Genomic DNA, 16943 nt, shown 5'->3' with positions numbered 1-16943 from the left:
ATTCCTCCTTTACTCTTCGATGACCCTTCGATGCATTTCGTCCATCATGTCGGACATCTCTTTCTCGATTTTCTTTCGTTGCGCCTCGACCACCGTTTCGATGCGGAACGGCTGCTTCGATGTGGTGATCTTCTCCTTGGACGCCGCCGCCCTCACGAAGGCCGGGTCTTCTCCCGACGTAGGCGATTTTGGGGTGAGGGCCACGTTCAGGCCGCCCTGGTTGAGCCATTTCTGGGCCACGCCGGACTTGATCGCGAAATTGACATCCGTGATGGCCAGCCCGTCGGCGGCCTGCCTTACGATCAGCGAGTTAATCCCGATGACGTTCCCGTTCTCGTCCAAGAGAGGCCCACCCGAATTGCCGCGATTGATGCTGGCCTCCGTCTGAAATGCGTCCTTGCCGGGAACCCCTTCCATGTCCGCCACCACCGTGCTCACCGTCCCCGTGGTCAGCGTCCATAGTCCGCCCTGCTCCGGGTGGCCGATGGCGGCCACGTAGTCGCCGATCTCCACGGAGGAGGGATCGGCCAGGGCCAAGGGAGAACTTCCCGCGGGGGGACTTTCGAGCGACAGCAGGGCCAGGTCCAACTTGTCGTCGAAACGTTCAACCTTCGCCTTCACCGGATTGCGAAGGTCCTTGTCGGGATTGCCCGTGATCGATTCCGGCTTGAAGTACACCCAGATCTTCTCGTAGGGAGCGCCTTTTCCGCCGATCACCACATGCGCATTCGTAAGGACGCGGCTCTTCTCATCGATCAGAAACCCCGAGCCGGCGGTGCCGCTCCCCTTGAGGTCATAGCACAGGATCGCCACCACGGACGGCGCCGACTTCTTGTAAATCTCCTTGGGGGAGAGCGAAAAAGCGCTCCCGGGAAGAAGAATGAATCCCAGCAGAAGGAAGGAACGCAGGAAACGGTTACGGCTTTCCACTTTCTCCATCGGCGGGTTGTTTCTTGGCGCCCGTTTTCTCGGCGATCTGCTTCTCCGCCTCAGCCATCGAGCCATAGAGATCACTGAGGGCCTTGTAGGCATCGGCGCGGAACTTCGGATCGGAACTCGCTTCCACGGCGCCCCGCAACCGGGCGGCGGCCTCACCTGCCGACTTGAGTTGTTTTTGGAGCGCGGAGATCTCGGGATCGTCCGAGAGTTCCTGTGCGCCCGCCGGCTTTCCAGCGCGCACGCCGATCACCGACGTCCGACGATGCTCTTCCTTTCCGCCCTTCTCCAGACCGTCGAGAATGAGCTGGCACTTGGAAAGCGCTTCATCAAGAACGGATTTCGACTTCTTGGGTGATTCCTCCGATAAGGCAGCGCCGGGCCACGAAACGCAGAACAGTGCGATGAGAGCGAGGACGATCAAGCGGTTTATTTTCCCCACCGTAACCTCCATCCGCCTTATATCAAACGACGCCCTTGAGGTAAAGTAGCTCCCGGCGGAAGAAGGACGATGCCGGTTGCTACCGCAGACCTTCAACGGCTTTCCGAACCAGTTCAGGCGCCAAGTCTTCGGCCACCTGCCTCACGCTGCGGTCGGCAGCCCGCTCGGGTGTGTTCCCGCCTCCCGCGGCTTCTCCTTCGAGAGAGGCGACGGTTTCATCTCGGGTCAGGTCATACGCCGCCGCGAACAGGTGTGCGCGATGGACGGTCACGGCCTCTCTCACGCCCGCGAAGGACGTTGCGGCAACGGCAAGAACAAGTAAATCGGTCCTGTCGCGGAAACTCTCGCGGAGCGCACTCAAATCATCCGGTTTCGGGCATGCGCCCCATGCTCCCAACGAAGCGGGTGCTTCCAGGACCTGGAACCCAGCCTTCTTGAATTCACCCATCAGCCGCGGCAACAGAACGGTATCCGACACGACGCGATCCTCCCGCGAGACGCAGGTCTGAACCAAGACTCTCGTTTCCGATTTGGTTCGCAGCCGATACCTGAAGGCGACCGTTCCGCCTCCGAGCCGCCCCATCCAGGACGGCGGCCGGCCTCCCAGACTCTCCTGCACCAGATCGTCCCAAGCCACCCGAACGGGGACGGAGTTTACGCTTCTACCCGTTTTCCTGACGTTGAGGACCCGAATTTCCGCCTCGCCGTTCGCGTTGGTTCGGATCCCCGGCTCTATGCTTGCCGCGTCGGAGGGCGCCTCCACGGCAAGGGGCAACCGCGCCACTGGAACCGCTCCCGCGTAGACCGCGCGCACACGGATGGGTCGAGGGAGCGGGCTTCCGGCCACACCCGCCTGTCCGTCACCCGCCCCGACCTCCAGTTTCGTCTTGTCCACCAAGTCCATGAGAGTGGGAAAGGGAGGTGGGCCCCGATCGGGCGACGAACCTGTTTGTCCGAGGACGGAAGAAACCAATTCGTGGCCAACCGCCTTCTCGTAAACATCGGACGCGAGGATCAGCCTTCGCGCGGCGCCCACGACGTCGCCGGAGTCGATGAGCAACGCGGACTCGCGCAAAGCTGCCTTGGCTTGACGGAAACCCTGAGCGGCCTGATCGGCCAGACGGATAGAGGTGCTGACCCGCGGCAAGACCGCCAGCGCGTAGTGCTGCCCGGCTTTCTTGTCGAAGGACCGCTCAACGATTTTCACGCCTTCCAACGTGAGACCCACGCTTTCCTGAGACCGGACGGAAACTTCGTAGGAGCCGGTCCGCACCTCTCCCCTGGCTGCCTCGTGTTGGCGCGTGGACATGACCTCTTCAACGCGGATTTGGACTTGCTTGGCGATCTCCGTGCGGGCGTTGGAGTCGGCCTGGGCCAGATCATTTTCCTCGCTTCGCGTGTGCGGAGCCGCGCCCACCCCGATTACGTATTCCCGCGTGGAAAATACCGGGTGGATATTGGTGGAGACCCACACAGGTTGGGCTGCGGCACAAGCTGTTGCCAGCCCGACCGCAGCCCCTAATAGGGATTGAAGGAGGGTATTGCGTGACACACTGTGTCAGGCGCCATACCGCGGAGGTGATTTTGGCCGCGTACGCCGGGCTAGTCTATGCAGCAAGCCGCTCCTGAGGCGCACTTGGAGGCGCAGCCCTTTCCGACGGAACCGCAGTCCTTGGAGATCGACCACGACTCGTCCGAGCCGCAGTACATGAGAACCGTTCCGTCGCACTTGTAGGCGCCCTTGTCGCACGGATCCTCGGAGCACGCCGCAAGAAACAATCCCATCACCGAGATCCAGCCTGTCAATCCGATCTTTCCCAACGTTGTCACCGGATCACCCCGCCACCACGAATCTCGGGCGCGGAGGCACGGAACTGGACTCGGCGCCCACCCCCTGCTGCTTGAGCTTCTCCGCATCCTTCTTATACTGTTTGATCCGTCCGATTTCCTTGTCGAAAGTCCCGCTGGCTTCGAGATCATTGGCCTTCTTGAGTTCCTTCAACCCTTCGTCATACTGGCCGCTGTATCCGAGGGCAACTCCAAGATCGTAGTGAGCCTTGGCCCGAAGGCTGTTCTTGATCTTCGGATCGTTGTCGGCCTTGCCCACGGCCGTCCTGAACTGCTCGATGGCATCCGCCCATTCACCCCGCTTGCCGAAGTTGATCCCTTTCTCCATCTCAGGCAGATCGCCGCTCTTGAAGAGCTCCACGTCCACCATCTCCGTGTAGGGGGCGATCACTTTCATGAACTGGACCACAATTTTCCCCTGGATGTCGCTGAAAACGGCGTCCTTGTCCCAGTCAATCGCCGGGACGGCGTCCGTGGCGCTCACCTTCTTGGAGTCTTGTTCCTTGAACGCCTTGGTGGCCACCATCTTGCCGGTGGCCGTATCGACGACTTTGAGCCCCATGTTGACGTTCCACGTTCCCGTGACGGTGTACACGCGGCACGGGCGCGTAACCGTCTGTCCGCCCACCACCTGGGTGCACTGTTTGTCCTCATACGTCTTCTTCTCGTCGTACTTCCGCGTCGTCACGCCGCCGAAGATCATCGCGGCACTGCCCAAAAGCTTTCCGATCTGGACCGACTGGGAAGGATCGAAGGCTTCGCCGATCACCAGATTCTGCTCCTTCATGATCTTGGTAAGATTTTGCCGGTCCAAGACCTCGAATCTTTGGGAATCGAACAGCGCCTGGTTCATCGTATCCGCAATTTCTTGTCCGCCTTCACCCGTGATGTCCGCCACGGCGATTTTTTTGAATGCCGCGAGATTGATCTCCGCGGGTTTCATGCGAGCCACCTTCAGGGTCGCCGCGCAACCGGCAAAGCCCATCCACAAAACAGCCACCCCTGCGGCCCGCATCCAGAACCGGAGACCCGCGCCTTCGCTGAATTTGTTCATTCGTGTCCTCCTTTGCTTGCGTAAATCCAACCGCATTCCATTTCTCCCTTGGTCTACGTTTCCCTCCCTGCAAGGCGGTTACTTCGCGTTTTACGACCTCGTAACACACCCCGTGGGAATGTGTCAAGTGTATTGTACATCCTATTGGGATATGTTCTCGCGCCGGTTCGTCGGCTATTCAGTCTACAGGAGGGTACATGGAGGTCCGATGGGAAAGATCAGGAGGGCGCTCGGCAAAAGAATACAGCGCCTGCGGAAGCTGAAGGGGATGACTCAGGAAGGCCTGGCCGAGAAGGCCGGTCTTTCTTGGAGCCACGTGAACGCGATCGAGGGCGGGCGGAAATCGGCTTCATTGGAAGCGCTGGAAGCTCTGTCCAACGCGCTGGGCAGTTCTCCCAAAGAACTCTTCAATTTCCCCTGGCCCGTGGAAGCCAAAGTTCAACGGGATCCCTCCGTGCAGGTGTACGATATGCTCCAGCATTGTTCTCCGGACGATTCCCTTGCCATTTCGGAAATCCTGCGGAACATTCTGAACATGCGCAGGCGCCATTAGGCGACGAAAACGGTTGCCCCCCGGGGGCGCGCTCAGTCGGAAGCCAGCGCGCGGACGAATGTCCGGAAGGAGGTCACCTCGGCCTCCGCTTGCCTGGCGAGCGGACCGACCTTCCCAAGAAGCGGGGTCAGCTCCATCCAGACAAGGTCGAGGGCCTCCAGGTATTTCCCCTTGGGCAACCCCCACACGATCAAATCGAGGTCCGAACCTGAGCCGAACCGCATCGGATGGAGCAGCGAGCCGGTTACCGCCACTCGTTCTACAACTAACCGCTTGTCAAGCCGCACACCCCTTGCTAAGAACGATCCGTGAGACGGTTCGCCCTCATCTACAATCCGAAGGCCAAGCGCAACCGGAAATTCCCATGGAGGATGTACCGGTACCGGTCGATCGTGAAACCCGTCGGCGATTTCATCGTCAGCGAGAACCTCACCCATCTTGAAGAAGTCATCGCCGACCTTCGGCGACGCGAGTGCGAGATCGTCGGCATCTGCGGCGGAGACGGCTCCATTCAGAAAACGATCACCACCGTCATTCACGAATGGAAGGGGCGGCCTCTTCCCCTGTTCGCCCTGGTGAAGGGCGGCACGATGAATACGATCATTACAGCCCTCGGACTCCGCGGGATGGGACGTTCCTATCTTCGCGCCCTCGTCCACAAGCTCCGGCACGATGAACCGATCGATTCGGTGGAAAGGCCGATGCTGAAAGTGAACGAGCACTTTGCCTTCATGTTCGGCCTCGGGTTCGCAACGAAGCTGATGAGCGTGTACTACAAAGGTGGGGGGGCGGCCAGAACGGTCATGAGCATCATCGGCCGCGGGGCCCTCTCCGTGGCCACCGGATCGGAGTTTGCCCGCTGGATCGCGGAGCCGTTCGAAGCCGCGGTTCAGGTCGATGGACGACCCGTCGCGGAGAAACACTTCACCGCCCTCCTGGCCGGCACGATCACGCGTTACCCGCTCGGCTTTCTCCTCGTGCCCCGCGCCCTCGAGAAACCGCATCATTTTCATCTACGCCTGGCCAGCTTCCCCCTGCCGTATTACTTTCGCTTCCTCTATCGTCTCCACCGCGGAATGCCTATTCCCGATGATCGATTCTGGGAACACATCACGCAGAAGGTGGAGATCGAAACTCCGCAGGAGCAGCCCCTTATTCTGGACGGCGAGATGCTCACGGCCGGGACCAAATTGAATGTCGAGCTCGGGCCCAGCCTCAGTTTCGTCTCTCCGTGACGGCGCCTACAAAGACTTCAATCCGACTGCTTCAACCACCCGACTGAAATCCTCCGGCACCGGGGCTTCGAAAGTCAGCCCTTCAGCGCTCGCCGGATGCCGGAACGAGAGTCGACGTGCGTGGAGAAGTGGACGATCCACTCTGAGTACCGGATGGCCGGCCTCCAACTTCCGAGAAAGTCCCCCTGCCACCCGGGTTCCATACACGGGATCACCCACGATGGGATGCTTCAAGTAGCTGAGATGGACCCGGATCTGATGGGTCCGGCCCGTTCTCGGCTTGAGGCGAACGAGGGAAAATGAGTCACTGGAATCGATTACCCCCCATTCGGTCTGTGCCGGCCTTCCATGCCCGGCAGCGCTTACGCTCATGACGGTCCGTCGCGTGGGGTGGCGTCCAATGGGAGCGTCCAACGCCCCGCGCCCCCTCATCGTTCCCCACACCAGCGCCCAGTATTCTTTCTGAATTTCTCTGTCCCGGAATTGACGGATGAGATCGTAGTAGGCGCGCTCGCTCCGGGCTACCACCATTACTCCGGAGGTCCCCCGATCCAAACGGTGAACGATGCCGGGCCGTAACGGGCCACCAGGGGAGGCCAGGGAGCCGAACCGATGGAGGAGACCCGCCACCAATGTTCCTTTATTCGAGCCGGCCCCCGGATGGACCACCACGCCAGGCTGCTTGTTCACCACGACGAGATCGTCATCTGTGTAGATGACCTCCAACGGCACCGATTCCGGCTCCACGCCGACGTGCCCGGCTTCTGGAAGAACCACTTTCACCTGGTCTCCCAGTCTCATGAGGTGGCTCGCCTTCACCGACCGTCCATTGACCTGCACGGCGCCCTCTCGAAGAAGTTTCTGGGCGGCGGACCGCGAGGCCAGCTTCAGCTCAACGAGCAGCCACTGATCAATTCGAATCGAGGGGGACGGGGCAGCTTCAACGCGGCGAGCAACCGTCAATCTTTCCAAGGATTGAAGGTTTGGAAGAATTTCTTCACTTTCGTTCGTCCGATGAGTTCCTTGAGGGCATCGATTTTCTCTCGGGCCGCCTGCTCGCCCATTTTGATCGCGTTCTCCAACTGGGAAAAATCAGCCCAGTGAATTTCCTTCATTTCGGGGCGTAGTAGGAGATCCGCCTCCTCCGAAAGGAGCCGCATGAGTCGTTTCCGAGCCACGAAGTTCGCCCGCGTAACGATATCCAAGCTTCGATCCAGCTCCGGAACGCGATCCAACTCTTCCCCCACGTCTACGGCCATGACAAAATCAGCGCCCATTTTGTACGTCGGGCGAACGGGCACTTGATCGATCCATCCGCCATCCACCAGCATTTTTCCGTCGATCGTGATCGGAGGCATGAGACCCGGAATGGCCGAGCTGGCGGCGATCGCGGGCCGGAGAGAGCCGGATTTGAGGATCACCTCCTCGCCCGACACCAAATCGGTCGCCACCGCTGCGAACGGCGTGCGCATGTCTTGAATGAGGACGTCAGGCAACACACTGGACATGACGTCCATATACAAGTCGTTCCGCACGTACGATTGCCGACTCATGGAAGCGGTGTAGACCACCCCCTTTTTGAGGGCCGCTGTAATGCCTTTGAGAAAACCGCCCTTTTGATCGCTGATCTGCTGCTTGAAGAAGTCCAGCCGGATCTTGTGGAAGAGCGGACCGGTGAGGAACGTTTTGACCTTCTCGATGATGTCGCTCATGTCGGTTTGGGTGACGTAGAGCGCGCCGATGATCGCGCCCATGCTCGTCCCCACGACGACGTCGATCTTGATGTCTTCTTCTTTGAGGACTTTGATGATGCCGAGGTGGGCGAGGCCGCGCGCCGCTCCGCCGCCCAAAGCCAGTCCGATCTTCATTGCAGAAAGCTCTCAGCGCTCAGCATTCGGCTTTCAGCCTGAAAATGTCTTTCCCGTTTCCCTTGAAGCTGACCGCTGAAAGCTGAGGGCTGACCGCTAGTCCTCTTGCAGCTTCGTATTCCAGTACGCCGCATCCACCATGCTGAGGAAGGGCAGCCATTCCTTCCGGAGGAAATGATTGGCGTTGAACTTGGAGGTCGGCCACCAGGCGGGCTTGATCGGCTTTCGCATAAGTCTCATGTGCGCGCCCTGAGGGGTCCGCCCGCCCTTCCTTAGATTGCACGGAATGCAGCAGCACACCACATTCTCCCAGGTCGTCCGCCCGCCCTTCGAACGCGGCACGATGTGGTCCAGCGTAAGCTCGCTCTTAGGGAGTTTCTCGCCGCAGTACTGGCAGGAGTTTTCGTCCCGCATGTAGAGGTTGAATCGGTTGAACCGAACTTCGCGACGGGGAATCTTGCTGTAGGTTTGGAGAAGGATCACTTTCGGAATGGCGATCACGCCGGAAACGGTACCCAGACCGTTCGCCAAGTCGGACTCCGCCACATCTCGCCATGAATCGAAATCAAACGTCCGCAGGTCGTCGTCCACCGCCGCCGCGATGCCTTTGTAGAGAAGGACAAAGGCCTTCTTGGCCGTCGTGATGTCGATGGCCATGTAGGACCGGTTCAGGACGAGAACGGCGCTGTTCAGCATGAAATTTCGATGCCCGGTTTACTTTCCCTTCTTGCGGTTGAAACGGAGGGTCACGGTGATCTCCATGCCATCCAAGACCTTCTTCGTTTCCTCCGCCACGTTGAGATGTTTGAAGTACTCGCCGATTTCCTTCGCCAGGAGGGTCACAAACTCTTTCTGCGCCCTCTCCACGGTTCCCACGGCGGCGCCGATGATCTGCCTGGGCATCTTCCCCTCCTTCAACATCCCTCGCACGGCGCCCTCCGTGACAGACAGAGTGCCCAAGCCCGCCGAGATGGCTTTCTTCAGGAGACCTCTTCGATCCCCTCCCGAATCTTCGCTGTCTCTCCCCATGGTCGAAAAATGTAGACATTTTGCTGTGCTTTTGCAAGGGCGGGGGCTAAACTGCCGTCCATGAGCGGGTTCTTCAGAGTCCGTCCTGCCGTTCTTGCCCTTGTTTTGACGCTTCTATCCTCCTCAGACGCGAAGTCCGCAGGCTACACCGTTCCCGACACTGGCACCCGCGCCTTCGGCCGGGGGGGGGCCTTTGTCGCCAAGCCCACCGATCTCACGGCCTTCTACTACAACCCCGCCGCGCTGACCTCGTTGGGCAACGAGGTGTTCCTCGGCCTCTCGATGCTCAACACGAAGGCCGATTTTCAGAGGGCCCCGGAGGAGGGCGGAAAGGTCACGTTCGATCCCGTACACAACCAGTCACCCTTCTTTTTCTACGTCCCTTCGGCGGTCATTGCCCATGATTTCGGCATCGAACAATTCAAACTTGCCGGCGGTCTCATCACGCCGCTCTCCGGAGGATACAAGTTCGACAAAATCGGGCCGCAGAGATATGCGGTGATCGACTCAGAGATCGGCGAGGTCTTCTACGGTCTCGGGGCCGCCTACGAGCCGATCAAAGGCCTCAGCTTCGGACTGGACGCGCTCCTCACGTATGTCTACACCGAATTTGAACAGGCCTATACGCTGGCACTGGACGCCAAGGACCATCCCGAGAACGATGGATTTTTCAGCATGAAGGCGGACGCCATCAACAGTCCTTCCCTCATCGCCGGTGTGCGGTACGCCCGTGGCCCGCTCCATGCCGGTTTATCGTTTCAGCCGGCCATGTCGCTCGACCTCAAAGGGAACGTGGCGGTCGAGCAGGACATCCAGTTCGGCCGTGATCCGAACAATCCGGAAGAGACACCCGGCATTCCCGTCCAGATCCATGATTCAAAGGGAATCACCGTCCCCCTCAAGCTTCCCTCCCAGTACCGGGTCGGGGTCGGATACGACATTCTGCGAAGCATCTACGCCGAGGCAGGTTTCACCTACACCCAGTGGGGAACTTTGAAACAGTTGGTCGGCGATCTCGACAGCAACACCTTCAACCTGTCCCAGCCCATCACGAGTCTTGGCGACCCCCCGATCGAAGCCATCGAAATCAGCGACGTGGTCGTTCCGCTGGAATTCAAGGACTCCTACGATCTGCGACTCGGCATCGAATGGGAAGCGACGCCCTTCCTGACGCTTCGTACCGGCGGCCTCTACGAATCCGCGGCCATTCCGCCGCAGACGCAGACCCCCTCGCTCCAAGACGCGACCAAGAAGGCGCTCGCCGGCGGGGCGACCTTCACTTGGAATCGTGTTTCGTTTGATCTGGCTTCAGGCTACCTGTTCTACGAGGACCGGGAGGTCATGGACAGCCAGGTCCTCGAAATCAACGGTCTGGAAACGACCCTCATCGGCGACTCCACGGTGAAAGACCTTTTCAGGCTGAAGCCCAAACCCGTCGGCAACGGCCGATACGAACACGGCATCTTCCTCCTCGCCGTCTCGACCACCATCCGGTTGTAGCCGGCTGGTTCTTCCCCTCTCCACCTCCCACCGCTGATTATTGACACCACGGGACTTGGAGGGGTAGCTTGATGACATGAATGGTGAGGAGCGGGGTCAGCAGGATTCCATCCGAGACATCCTCCGCAGTATAGAGGCAACGACGGCAACATTCGTCCAGGAAGGCCGTGCGTTTCGGATCCAAGCGGAGAAGGATCGGCTCCAGGCGGTGGAGACAGGCTCGTTGAATGAGTCCCACGGGTCGTGGAATAATTGACAAGGACCAGAGAGTGTTGCGCGGAATGGCGAAATCCATCAATCGGAAGGGCAATTTGATCGTGGCCCTGCTGCGAAGGCGGGTGTGGCTTCAAGAGGAAAGCAATCGTCTCCTCCGCCGGATTGTTTCGAATGGCCGGTTCGGCGGAAACGGCGCCCGCACCCGCCGCGGGCGCAAGCACTAATTCCCGACCGCCGGGCCTTCAGCCCTGATTCCCTCTCCCGCCGAATCGGTAGAAGAGGCCGAGGCGGAACGCTACTCGACGGGATCGAGAGCCCGCGGGCGGCCATCCGCCTCCATGCCGGGAGGTTTTTCCGACGCAGCCAGTTTGTCCAGTGTCTAGAGTTGAGCCTGTTTCCTGTTTCCCGCCCTGTTTCCCTGATTGGGGTTCGCCCGTAGGGGAGGGGTTCATCCCCTCCCCGTGCCCAGGACGGCACGGGGCCATGCAAGGTTGCGGCCCAAGATGGGCCGCTAAGAACATGGCCCGTGATCGGGAGCCGATAAAGGGCTCCCCTACGATCCGCGCCCTCCTGGAATTCAGGCGGGAGATCAGGAACTAATGGGCGCCAACGAAGGGCCCGCTGCCTCCGGGCTGTGGTTCGTAGTACAATATCCAAATGCAGATGGCGAAGAATCGTGCTTCGATGCCGAGGTGCCAACGGTTGCGAGGATCGAGGGGGTCAGGTTCTTTTTCTTCAGCAATGAAGGGCATGAGCCTCCTCACGTGCACGTGGAAGCAGGGGAGAAATATGCCAAGTTTTGGCTGGAGCCCGTGGCGCTTGCCCGGTCGGTCGGATTTCCGGCTTACGAGATCGGCCGCTTGAGAACGGTGGTTTCGGGGAACGCACAGCTCTTCAAGGATAAATGGAATGAGCACTCTAAGATCTGATACATCGACGGCGCTGGCTTCGGGAGTGTCCTTCGATCCCGACTTCATTCACATCCGACTGCTGGATGGCCGTCAGGTGAGTGTCCCACTCGAATGGTTTCCGAAACTCCGTGACGCGACTCCCTCCCAACGGAAGGAGTGGAGGCTGATCGGCAACGGTGTGGGCATCCACTGGGAGGCGTTGGACGAGGATCTGTCCGTTGCCGCACTTCTGCGCGGCTGAGACTCCACCCCCCCCTTCCCTTCCAATCTCCCGGCTGTCTCGCAGGACTCCCGGTCTTCTCCGTTTCAAGAAGAGGGAAGTTACAATCCCCGCTCTGGCAGGAAGAGGCAAGCTGAAGCCGGCTTCAGGAGTTCAGGCGGTGGACGGGGTGGTAGAAGGGGAGGTCGATGATTTCGGCGGGCGCGGTGCCCGCGGAGGTCTGAACGAAGACGTGCTTGAGGCCCTCGGGTCGGGTCGAGATGTAGGCCAGCGCGGCCGGTTTGTTAATGGCCGGTGAAAAAGCGACGCTCCGCACTTCACCGATCGGTTTGGGATCGGACGGCGCCAGCAGAATTGAACTTCCTCGATCGGGAAGATCGGGATTCTGAATGACAAGGCCCCGAAGGTGCCGCGCGGCCTGACCGCGCTGCGTGATTCGCGTGACGAACTCCTGGCCCACGTAACAACCCTTCGTGAAGCTGACGGCAAACTGTTCAAGGCCGGTCTCCACAAGCAAACTGCTCTCGTCCATGTCCAATCCGTACCGGGGCCATCCTGCCTCCACCCGGAGGACTTCACGGGCATCCTCGTCCAGTGACTCGGAACCGGTGAGCTTCGCTCTCAAACTCTCCGTGAGACCCCGGGCCGCCTCCCGATTCACCAGAAAATCCACTCCCCCGTCGCCGAAATGATCCACGTGGCAGGCCAAGACTTCGAGGCCGTCGATATTTTCACTGGCGTGCTGAAATGCGCCCGGCGCCCCATCGCCCTTGCCGCTCCGGTATCGCTCGGCCTCCGGCCCCTGCGCGGAGATGATCGAATATTGGCGGCTTTCGTTCTCAATCGTCACATCTTCTGAGATGACAAAACGCCCGATCGCCTCGGCCAGCGCTTCCGCCGGCGCGAAGTAACTGACGATCATAAACTCCTCCTCCTTCGCCAGCAGGAGGAAATCCCCAATGACCTTGCCTTTGCTGGTCAGAAAAGCCGAGTAGCAGCCCGAGCCGGGGCGGACCGACTTCACATCGTTGGTCACGATGTTGTGCAGGAAATCGCGGGCGTCGAGTCCGGTCACGCGAAGTACCCCGGCCTGCGGCCACTCGAAGACCACGGCATTGGAGCGGGCTGCACGGTATTGGCGTTCAACTTCAGGGGAGAGTGGGTTCACTTGGCCTCCGAAGACTTGAGCGTGAATATGAACCTTTCCCTTCCCTTTTCCCTTAACTCTGGCCTGCCTATACCTTGAGCGAAGTCCGCCTTCCCTCCGCCTTTTCCCTCGAGGGCAGGAGCCACCTGCTTCAGAATCGTTCCAGCGTGGTATCGGCCGGTGAGGTCCGGCGTGATTCCAACGACAATGGGTGCGACAGTCCCTGCGGTGATGCTTCCCGCGAACACCACGCCGGACTTGATGTTGCTCCGGATTCGGTCGGTAATCACGCGAAGCTCCCCCGCACTCTTTTCTTCCGGGCACCAATAGTAGACGGCCTTGACGCCTGCGACGACTTCGGCCTTTCCGGCAACCTCCTCGGCCTCGCCGGCCATGGCGCGCTTGCGGGCGGATTCCAACTCCGATTTCAGCTTACGATTTTCCTCAATAAGCTCCTCGATCCTTCGCGGAAGTTGTGACGCATCCTGGAGCTGGAGTGTTCCCGCGGACCGTTCAAGCCACTCCACCATGCGATCCAACTCTTGCACCGCGCCTTCGCCCGTGACGGCCTGGACTCTCCGGATTCCCGCCCCCACGCCGCCGGCTTGGATGAGCTTGAAGATCCCGATTTCTCCGGTGGTCGACACATGCGTACCGCCGCACAGTTCGATGCTGAAATTCCCCATCCGGAGCACTCGGACCGAATCGCCGTATTTGTCCCCAAAGAACATGAGCGCGCCCATTTTCTTGGCCTCGTCCATTCCGGCGATCAGCGTTTCGATCTTGAGGTTCGCGCGAATGGCTTCCTGAACGCGGCCGTTGATCTTCTTGATCTCGACGGGCGTCAACGGGGCGAAGTGCGTGAAGTCGAACCGGAGTCTCTCCGGTTCTACGAGCGAGCCGTACTGCCGGACGTGTTTCCCCAGCACTTCGCGAAGCGCCGCGTGCATAAGATGTGTGGCGCTGTGGTTTAGGCGTGTCGCCTCGCGCCGCCTTGCATCCACTTTCAACTTCACGTCCTCCCCCACCGCCAGCCGACCCCGGAGCACTTTGACTTTGTGGAGAATTACCCTGCTGTCTCCCGTTCCGATGGGCACGGTATCGACGACTTCGCCCTCTCCGGCGGCGCACGACACTCTTCCTCGGTCGCCGATCTGCCCCCCCCCCATGGGGTAGAGGGGCGTGGCATCGGCGACGAGATCCACCGTCTCACCTTCTCTCGCTTCGCGGACTTCCCGCGAGCCGCTGAAAAGCGCCGTGATGCGCCCATCGTCCTCCAACCGTTCATAACCGGAAAATGTGGATTTGAGGGCCTTCACTCGATCGAGAATCTCGGGTGCAATCACCCCCGCTTCCTTCGACTTGCGGGCGTTCTGGCCCATTTCGCGCTGCTTCTCCATGGCGGCGTGGAAACCGTCCTCATCCACGTGGAGTCCTTCTTCGTCCGCGATCGTCCGCGTGAGATCCGCCGGAAATCCGTAGGTATCGTAGAGCTTGAAGACCACGTCTCCCGGAAGGATCGTCTTACCCGCCGACTTGAGGTGCTCAACCTCCTCGCCCACCAGTTGGAGTCCCATGTCGAGCGTCTCCATGAACCGTTCTTCTTCGTTCTTGATGACATCCGCGATCAGCCTCGCTTGAGGAACAATTTCGGGGAACACCTGTCGCATCGCATCGATGACGCGTCCGGACAGTTCGAACAGGAAGGGTTCGTGCAGTCCCAGTTTCTTTCCGTGACGAATCGCGCGACGCATGATTCGGCGGAGCACATACCCCCGACCTTCGTTGGTGGGGACGACACCGTCCGCAATCAAGAAAGTGACGCCCCGGATGTGGTCGGCCAGCACCCGGAAGGACATGTCGTTCCGCCCATCCTGCCCGTATTCCAATCCCGTGCGATCCGCCACGGCGCTGAGGAGCGGGGCGAAAAGATCCGTGTCGTAGTTGGAATCCTTCCCCTGAAGTACGGCCACGAGCCGTTCAAACCCCATCCCTGTGTCCACGTGCGTCTTGGGCAGGTTCGTCAGTTTCCCATCCGCCTCCCGGTTGTACTGGATGAAGACAAGGTTCCACAGTTCGATGTATCGGCCGCAATCGCAGTTCGGCCCGCATGAGGGCTTGCTACAGCCATACTTCTCGCCCCGGTCATAGTGGATTTCCGAGCAGGGACCGCATGGGCCGGTCTCCCCCATCTCCCAGAAATTATGCTTCTCGCCGAATTCCCAGACCCGTTCGGAAGGCATCCCCACGATTCTCGGCCAGAGACCTTTCGATTCCGGGTCGTTCTTGTACACCGACGCCCAGAGCCGGGACCCATCGATTCCGTAGCGTTTCGTCAGAAGTTCCCACGCCCATTCGATGGCCTCGGGCTTGTAGTAATCGCCGAAGGACCAGTTGCCGAGCATCTCGAAAAAAGTGTGGTGGTAGGTGTCCTTCCCGACGTCCTCCAGATCGTTGTGCTTCCCGCTCACGCGGAGGCAGCGTTGGGAGTTGGCGGCGCGCGTGTAGGGTCGCTGCTCCATTCCGAGGAAGATCCCCTTGAACTGGACCATGCCCGAGTTGGTGAAGAGGAGCGTCGGATCGCCCGCCGGCACGAGCGGGATGCTGTGGGCATACGTGTGCCCCTTGTCCTTCGTGAAGAAGTCGATGAACTCCTGCCGCACTTTCTCGGCGGACTGCGCCGAATGTTGAGCCATGGAGTCTATTGTATCGGTATGCCCAAAACCGGCAAGCGCCGGCAGGATGGATCAGATATCGATGTTGAATTCGGGTTCGGAGTCCTTTTCCTGTTTCTGCTCGAAGTCCTTCCACTGGAGGTCTTCGCCGGTGACGTGGACGCCTTTGACGCGGAGGGCAAAGTCGTCGGGATTCGTGCAGCTTCTCAGGGCTTCCTCATAGGTGATGAGCTGTTTGGAGTACAACTGCATCAGGGATTGATCGAAGGTCTGCATCCCATAGGTCGAGTAGCCCTTCGCCAGGAACTGTGGGATTTCCTTCGTGCGATCCTGGTTGAGGATGCATTCCCGCACGGCGCCGTTGACCACCAGCACCTCTGCCGCCGGAATTCGCCCTTTCCCATCGGTCTTCGGCAGGAGACGCTGGGAAACGATCCCCCTCAGTACGGCGGCCAACTGAAATCTGACCTGCTGATGTTGGTGCAACGGAAAAAAGGAGATGACGCGGTTGATCGTTTCGGTCGCATCAAGCGTGTGGACGGTAGACAACACCAAGTGTCCCGTTTCGGCCGCCTGCAAGGCGACCTCCACCGTTTCCACATCGCGCATTTCGCCCACCATGATGACGTCCGGATCCTGCCGAAGCGCGCTTCGGAGTCCGGACGCGAATGAGGTGGTGTCCTGTCCGATCTCCCGTTGCGTCACGATGCTTTTGTTGTCCTTGAGCAGAAATTCGATGGGATCCTCGATGGTGACGATGTGGCAGGTTCGCCGCGTATTGATCCGTTCGACCATCGTGGCAAGCGTGGTGGATTTCCCGCTCCCCGTCGTTCCGGTCACGAGAATCATTCCCCGCTGGGCATCAGCCAGTTTCTCGATGACCTTGGGCAGGTTCAGCGATTCGATCGTGCCGACGCCAAACGGCACCACGCGGAGGGCCATCTCGATGGAGCCACGCTGGTGGAAGACGTTGGCCCGGAACCGCCCCAGCCCGGCTACGCTGAGCGCAAGATCGACCTCATGCAGCCGCTCCAGCCGAACCTTCTGTTCATCATTGAGAACCTCGTACGCAGCGCGGGTCAATTCTTCGTTGTTCATCCGCTTGCCGTTCTTCACCGGCACGAGCTTGCCGTTGATGCGCAGAATGGGCTGGCTGCCGACCTTGATGTGGAGGTCCGAAGCCCCCACCTGAATCGCAAATCGGAGATAGGGCTCTAATATCACGGCGTCATTCTACACTGCGGAAAGGTGTGAGTACACGCGCGATCAGGGCGTGCAAAGGCCTGACCTGATGAAGATTGTTGCCAAC

20 protein-coding genes are annotated in these 16943 nt (G+C 59.9%); 6 read left to right on the top strand and 14 right to left on the bottom strand.

The features are described from left to right. Positions 1-9 precede the first annotated feature (9 nt). The 5 genes from HYT87_06270 to HYT87_06250 all read right to left on the bottom strand — a co-directional run bounded on the left by HYT87_06270 (position 10) and on the right by HYT87_06250 (position 4280). Positions 10-939 (bottom strand): trypsin-like peptidase domain-containing protein, encoded by a 930-nt coding sequence (locus tag HYT87_06270; protein ID MBI2059362.1) that lies wholly within the window; start codon positions 937-939, stop codon positions 10-12. Beyond that, positions 917-1378 carry a hypothetical protein gene (locus HYT87_06265; protein ID MBI2059361.1) on the bottom strand — a complete coding sequence of 154 codons (462 nt, stop codon included), beginning with the start codon at positions 1376-1378 and terminating at the stop codon, positions 917-919. The genes HYT87_06270 and HYT87_06265 overlap by 23 nt, the downstream gene beginning before the upstream one ends. Before the next feature lie 79 nt (positions 1379-1457). Continuing rightward, a complete protein-coding gene (locus HYT87_06260) occupies positions 1458-2852 on the bottom strand; it encodes an LPP20 family lipoprotein (protein MBI2059360.1) in 1395 nt (464 codons plus the stop codon). 128 nt (positions 2853-2980) lie between these two features. Further along, positions 2981-3208: a hypothetical protein gene (locus HYT87_06255; protein ID MBI2059359.1), complete on the bottom strand. Its 228-nt coding sequence runs from the start codon at positions 3206-3208 to the stop codon at positions 2981-2983. A 4-nt stretch (positions 3209-3212) separates the two neighbouring features. Further along, on the bottom strand, positions 3213-4280 hold the full coding sequence (locus HYT87_06250; protein MBI2059358.1) for a hypothetical protein: 1068 nt from the start codon (positions 4278-4280) through the stop codon (positions 3213-3215). Positions 4281-4488: 208 nt separating this feature from the next. On the opposite strand from HYT87_06250, the gene HYT87_06245 reads away from it, so the two are divergent. Continuing rightward, complete coding sequence (locus HYT87_06245; GenBank protein MBI2059357.1) at positions 4489-4833, top strand: helix-turn-helix transcriptional regulator; 345 nt, start codon at positions 4489-4491, stop codon at positions 4831-4833. 32 nt (positions 4834-4865) lie between these two features. Here HYT87_06245 and HYT87_06240 read toward each other — a convergent pair whose 3' ends face one another. Next, a complete protein-coding gene (locus tag HYT87_06240; protein MBI2059356.1) occupies positions 4866-5087 on the bottom strand; it encodes a hypothetical protein in 222 nt (73 codons plus the stop codon). 54 nt (positions 5088-5141) lie between these two features. On the opposite strand from HYT87_06240, the gene HYT87_06235 reads away from it, so the two are divergent. Continuing rightward, positions 5142-6068, top strand: a complete 927-nt coding sequence (locus tag HYT87_06235; GenBank protein MBI2059355.1) for a hypothetical protein — start codon at positions 5142-5144, stop codon at positions 6066-6068. A 6-nt stretch (positions 6069-6074) separates the two neighbouring features. Here the strand turns inward: HYT87_06235 and HYT87_06230 are convergent, their stop codons facing one another. From HYT87_06230 to HYT87_06215, 4 genes are all read right to left on the bottom strand, one after another. Beyond that, positions 6075-7040: an RluA family pseudouridine synthase gene (locus HYT87_06230; GenBank protein ID MBI2059354.1), complete on the bottom strand. Its 966-nt coding sequence runs from the start codon at positions 7038-7040 to the stop codon at positions 6075-6077. Beyond that, positions 7028-7936 (bottom strand): patatin-like phospholipase family protein, encoded by a 909-nt coding sequence (locus HYT87_06225; protein ID MBI2059353.1) that lies wholly within the window; start codon positions 7934-7936, stop codon positions 7028-7030. Before HYT87_06225 ends, HYT87_06230 begins: the two co-directional genes overlap by 13 nt. A 96-nt stretch (positions 7937-8032) precedes the next feature. Then, positions 8033-8632 (bottom strand): HNH endonuclease, encoded by a 600-nt coding sequence (locus HYT87_06220; protein MBI2059352.1) that lies wholly within the window; start codon positions 8630-8632, stop codon positions 8033-8035. An 18-nt stretch (positions 8633-8650) separates the two neighbouring features. Beyond that, positions 8651-8965: a hypothetical protein gene (locus HYT87_06215; protein MBI2059351.1), complete on the bottom strand. Its 315-nt coding sequence runs from the start codon at positions 8963-8965 to the stop codon at positions 8651-8653. A gap of 60 nt (positions 8966-9025) precedes the next feature. Here HYT87_06215 and HYT87_06210 point away from each other — a divergent pair, with 60 nt between their 5' ends. Then, a complete protein-coding gene (locus HYT87_06210) occupies positions 9026-10465 on the top strand; it encodes an outer membrane protein transport protein (GenBank protein ID MBI2059350.1) in 1440 nt (479 codons plus the stop codon). A gap of 37 nt (positions 10466-10502) precedes the next feature. On the opposite strand, the gene HYT87_06205 is transcribed toward HYT87_06210, so the two are convergent. Continuing rightward, complete coding sequence (locus HYT87_06205) at positions 10503-10703, bottom strand: hypothetical protein (GenBank protein MBI2059349.1); 201 nt, start codon at positions 10701-10703, stop codon at positions 10503-10505. 43 nt (positions 10704-10746) lie between these two features. On the opposite strand from HYT87_06205, the gene HYT87_06200 reads away from it, so the two are divergent. From HYT87_06200 to HYT87_06190, 3 genes are all read left to right on the top strand, one after another. Then, entirely contained in the window at positions 10747-10905 is a 159-nt protein-coding gene (locus HYT87_06200) for a hypothetical protein (protein ID MBI2059348.1), read from the top strand. Between the two features lie 468 nt (positions 10906-11373). Further along, complete coding sequence (locus tag HYT87_06195; GenBank protein MBI2059347.1) at positions 11374-11610, top strand: DUF4160 domain-containing protein; 237 nt, start codon at positions 11374-11376, stop codon at positions 11608-11610. Further along, on the top strand, positions 11591-11833 hold the full coding sequence (locus tag HYT87_06190) for a DUF2442 domain-containing protein (GenBank protein ID MBI2059346.1): 243 nt from the start codon (positions 11591-11593) through the stop codon (positions 11831-11833). Before HYT87_06195 ends, HYT87_06190 begins: the two co-directional genes overlap by 20 nt. Before the next feature lie 124 nt (positions 11834-11957). On the opposite strand, the gene HYT87_06185 is transcribed toward HYT87_06190, so the two are convergent. From HYT87_06185 to HYT87_06175, 3 genes are read right to left on the bottom strand one after another with little or no spacing between them, the layout of a single operon-like run. Beyond that, complete coding sequence (locus HYT87_06185; protein ID MBI2059345.1) at positions 11958-12980, bottom strand: aminomethyl transferase family protein; 1023 nt, start codon at positions 12978-12980, stop codon at positions 11958-11960. Continuing rightward, positions 12977-15655 carry an alanine--tRNA ligase gene (gene alaS, locus HYT87_06180; protein ID MBI2059344.1) on the bottom strand — a complete coding sequence of 893 codons (2679 nt, stop codon included), beginning with the start codon at positions 15653-15655 and terminating at the stop codon, positions 12977-12979. Before alaS ends, HYT87_06185 begins: the two co-directional genes overlap by 4 nt. Before the next feature lie 51 nt (positions 15656-15706). Further along, complete coding sequence (locus tag HYT87_06175; protein ID MBI2059343.1) at positions 15707-16858, bottom strand: type IV pilus twitching motility protein PilT; 1152 nt, start codon at positions 16856-16858, stop codon at positions 15707-15709. Positions 16859-16943: the final 85 nt, after the last annotated feature.

It is taken from the genome of Nitrospirota bacterium, from assembly GCA_016180645.1.
In the GTDB taxonomy this organism is placed as follows: Bacteria; JACPQY01; JACPQY01; order JACPQY01; family JACPQY01; genus JACPAV01.
This window is presented reverse-complemented; position numbering and strand designations above follow the sequence as displayed.

Bases quoted from the DNA above. Each gene is read 5' to 3' on its own strand.
- HYT87_06215 (MBI2059351.1), bottom strand. From the start codon at position 8,965: ATGGGGAGAGACAGCGAAGATTCGGGAGGGGATCGAAGAGGTCTCCTG.
- HYT87_06250 (MBI2059358.1), bottom strand. From the start codon at position 4,280: ATGAACAAATTCAGCGAAGGCGCGGGTCTCCGGTTCTGGATGCGGGCC.
- HYT87_06245 (MBI2059357.1), top strand. From the start codon at position 4,489: ATGGGAAAGATCAGGAGGGCGCTCGGCAAAAGAATACAGCGCCTGCGG.
- HYT87_06270 (MBI2059362.1), bottom strand. From the start codon at position 939: ATGGAGAAAGTGGAAAGCCGTAACCGTTTCCTGCGTTCCTTCCTTCTG.
- alaS (MBI2059344.1), bottom strand. From the start codon at position 15,655: ATGGCTCAACATTCGGCGCAGTCCGCCGAGAAAGTGCGGCAGGAGTTC.
- HYT87_06190 (MBI2059346.1), top strand. From the start codon at position 11,591: ATGAGCACTCTAAGATCTGATACATCGACGGCGCTGGCTTCGGGAGTG.
- HYT87_06210 (MBI2059350.1), top strand. From the start codon at position 9,026: ATGAGCGGGTTCTTCAGAGTCCGTCCTGCCGTTCTTGCCCTTGTTTTG.
- HYT87_06200 (MBI2059348.1), top strand. From the start codon at position 10,747: ATGGCGAAATCCATCAATCGGAAGGGCAATTTGATCGTGGCCCTGCTG.
- HYT87_06220 (MBI2059352.1), bottom strand. From the start codon at position 8,632: ATGCTGAACAGCGCCGTTCTCGTCCTGAACCGGTCCTACATGGCCATC.
- HYT87_06225 (MBI2059353.1), bottom strand. From the start codon at position 7,936: ATGAAGATCGGACTGGCTTTGGGCGGCGGAGCGGCGCGCGGCCTCGCC.